General features: G+C 31.1%; 4 protein-coding genes. 2 read left to right on the plus strand and 2 right to left on the minus strand.

Annotation, left to right across the window (positions count from 1 at the left end; translation table 11 throughout):
• Nucleotides 1-267 precede the first annotated feature (267 nt).
• The gene (locus tag LQ693_RS13240; protein WP_103362164.1) at nt 268-888 is read right to left on the minus strand and encodes an NAD(P)-dependent oxidoreductase; all 621 of its coding nucleotides are present in this window, start codon (nt 886-888) and stop codon (nt 268-270) included.
• 93 nt (nt 889-981) lie between these two features.
• On the opposite strand from LQ693_RS13240, the gene LQ693_RS13245 reads away from it, so the two are divergent.
• The gene (locus LQ693_RS13245) at nt 982-1,473 is read left to right on the plus strand and encodes a TspO/MBR family protein (protein WP_025905385.1); all 492 of its coding nucleotides are present in this window, start codon (nt 982-984) and stop codon (nt 1,471-1,473) included.
• 81 nt (nt 1,474-1,554) lie between these two features.
• Complete coding sequence (locus tag LQ693_RS13250) at nt 1,555-2,598, plus strand: family 20 glycosylhydrolase (RefSeq protein WP_103362165.1); 1,044 nt, start codon at nt 1,555-1,557, stop codon at nt 2,596-2,598.
• Nucleotides 2,599-2,654: 56 nt separating this feature from the next.
• Here the strand turns inward: LQ693_RS13250 and LQ693_RS13255 are convergent, their stop codons facing one another.
• Nucleotides 2,655-2,822, minus strand: coding sequence for a hypothetical protein (locus tag LQ693_RS13255; protein WP_158011165.1), 168 nt, complete (start codon nt 2,820-2,822; stop codon nt 2,655-2,657).
• Nucleotides 2,823-3,151 lie beyond the last annotated feature (329 nt).

The following is a 3,151-nucleotide window of genomic DNA, read 5'->3' on the forward strand; positions in this document are numbered from 1 at the left end:
TAGGCTACTTATCCCCTATAGAATATAGGGAATTAGCAGCCTAGAAAATAGTGTTTTTATTGAGCTCCCTTAGTAAGGGTGCAGTGCCGTATAAAAAGACCCCTAAGAGATGTTTCATATGAAACATCTCTTAGGGGTTATCTTATTATTTATCAGTTTTACGCTTTCTGAAGAACAATAAACTTCCTAACATTGCGAATAATGTTGCAGTTGTCGCTTCATTTGTATTTGTTGAATTGTCTTTATAATCTATTTCAGAATTCTATATCAATATCCTATTCCAACGCGTGATTGAATAAATACGTCGGACGATATTTGATCGTAAACGAAGTCTGCTGTGTCTGGGACAGATATTTTCACGGCATTCTCTGGTAAGTAGTCTCGTTCGACTCTGTATTGTCCGATTCTTTCGCCATCTGGTAAATAGGTTGGGCATATGATTGTCCAATCTAGCTCTGAATCTTTAAGCATTGTATAAACTTTATGATGTTCTTCTGCTGCACGTGTTGTGCGTCTTTTAGATTCGTTAGATTGATAGCGTAGTAAATTCTTGTCAGTTCGACTTTGTAATATGCCAGCAGTACCTATTGTGATGATACGTTTAATGCCTTGTTGTGACATTGTTTCAATAATTAATGGCATAGCTTCTGATAATGTAGTGGAGCCGTCTGTACTTAATGCACTTACAATAATGTCGTTACATTCAGCTGCTTTTTGAATATCATTTGGATTTAATACATTTCCTTCGATTAGTCTTACAGATTGATGGTCGACGCATAATTTATTTTTATCGCGAACGAGTACGGTTACGTCATGACCGTCCGATAGTGCGTGTGTTAATACTTCTTGTCCAACTCTGCCTGTAGCACCTAAAATTAATATTTTCACTTGTATTACTCCTTTTATAAAAGTTCTTATTTTAATGATAGACAAATTCGGGTATATATACTAGACATCAAACTTTTGAAAAGGTGATTCTGTATGAAATTAAGTAAAATATTGAAATACGCTGGTATCATTTCAGCACCGTTAGTTGGTGGTAGACTAATCGGAAAATATGCTGTTCAAAACGCACGAAAGGACTATTCTAAAAATAAAAAACCACCATTCTCACCACCTGGGTATATATTCCCAATTGTATGGCCTATACTATATTTAAGCATGGGTATCGCACATTCTATTATAACGAAAGAGCGTGCTACTAAATCAACACAGACTACTTATTATAGTCAGTTGGGCTTAAATTATTTATGGTCAATTCTTTATTTTAAATATAAATTAAGAGGTACAGCACTTATTGAAAGTTATGTTTTATTGAGTGCAGTCATTTTAACAACTGTTCAATTTTATAAAGTGAATAAGTCAGCAGGGTTGTTATTAATCCCTTATGTTTGTTGGTCTGCCTATGCCTCATATTTAACAACAGGTAATTGGACACTTAATAAAGATAACCCGAGATATACTGAGAAGTAGAGAATTTGCTTAGTTAATAAAAAGCATTTTTGTATATACATATTAAAACAGTTTGCATACTATATAGAAAAAGGTGACAACATGAAAAGTAAAATACTAATCACTTTATCTGTTTTATTAAGTTTCACTTTTTTAAACAATGAAGTACAAGCTGAAAATATACAAAAAGGTATCACTGTAGACATCGCAAGAAAATCATATTCCTTAGAAACTTTAAAAACCATCGTTAAATATATACATGATCATAATGGTCAATACCTTCAATTACATTTTTTAGATGATGAAAATTACGCAATTGAATCAGAATATTTTGATCGTAAAAGTTTTTCTAATCCATATTATTTAACAAAAACAGAAGTGAAATCACTTATTGAGTATAGTAATGATTTAAATGTAATGGTCATTCCAGATATGGATTTTCCCTCTCATTCCAAAGCTTTTTTATCTTTGATTAAACAAAATGATAAATCATTATATCAAGAAATAATCAGTGATTATAGTGATAACACTTTAGATTTTTTCTCAAATCGTAAAGCAGTAGATGTTACAAATAGACAAATTGATGAAATAACAGAGTTGTTTAAACAACCTCAATTTTCAGAACAACAACGAATTGTACTCGGTGGGGATGAAGTAGCAGGTGGAGGTGCGCATCAAAATAGCTTTATAGAATATATGAATCAAATAGGTGACTATGCATTTCAACAAGGATATGAGCCACAGATGTGGAATGATATGGTCATGCATGAAGGGGTGAAGTCTTTAAATTACCATTATTCAATATTATATTGGAAGCAAAATGAAGACAATAAATCTAATTTAACTGTAGAAGATTTTGATAAATATTATTTTGATGTATATAACTATAATTATTATTCGTTATATTTCTTGCCTTCAAAACAGTTTAGCCAGGACGATATTAATGAACAGGCTGAATATATAGGTTGGGCATATGCATATAACAAATTTTATTATAATAAGAGTCCTTATAATGAAGTGAATAGTCAAAATGTTAAAGGATCTGCATTATCATTTTGGGGTGAACATGCAACTGATATGACACAAGAAGAATTAATCAATCAAGAGGTGCCTTTGATTAAAGCATATTTTAATCTTAAAAAGTAAAAATCATAACGATTGCTATGGGAGTTTGAGCAGTCGTTATGACGGTATATAACGAATTATTCTGAGGATTGGGATTCCAACTTTTCTAGAATGTCTTTAATAATCTCCTTCTCATCTGATAAATTAAAATCTTCAGATGAGATTTTTTGACTAATAGATTGTGAAACATACAACAAATCATCACTGATATCTTCATAATAGCCTTTCCCGTTGTTCATAACCATGGTTTTACCTCTTTCTCTAGTATAGCTATATATGTAATACCCAAAAAAAAGCAAATTTATAACAAAAAAAGTAATTAAAATATTGGATAAACAAAATGATAATTATTATGTTATTTTTTTACAACAATTTATACGAAAAAAGAATAGGTTTAATAAACCGTTGAAGTATATCTATAAATTGTTTTACGGAAATTTTTATAAATGATTTCTCCATATAAAAAACACGCCATATATTGATTGGCACTGCACCCTTACTAAGGGAGCTCAATAAAAACACTATTTTCTAGGCTGCTAATTCCCTATATTCTATAGGGGATAAGTAGCCTAGT

Origin of the sequence: Mammaliicoccus sp. B-M6 (assembly GCF_022386965.1) — a bacterium.
Taxonomy (GTDB): Bacteria; Bacillota; Bacilli; order Staphylococcales; family Staphylococcaceae; genus Mammaliicoccus; species Mammaliicoccus sciuri_A.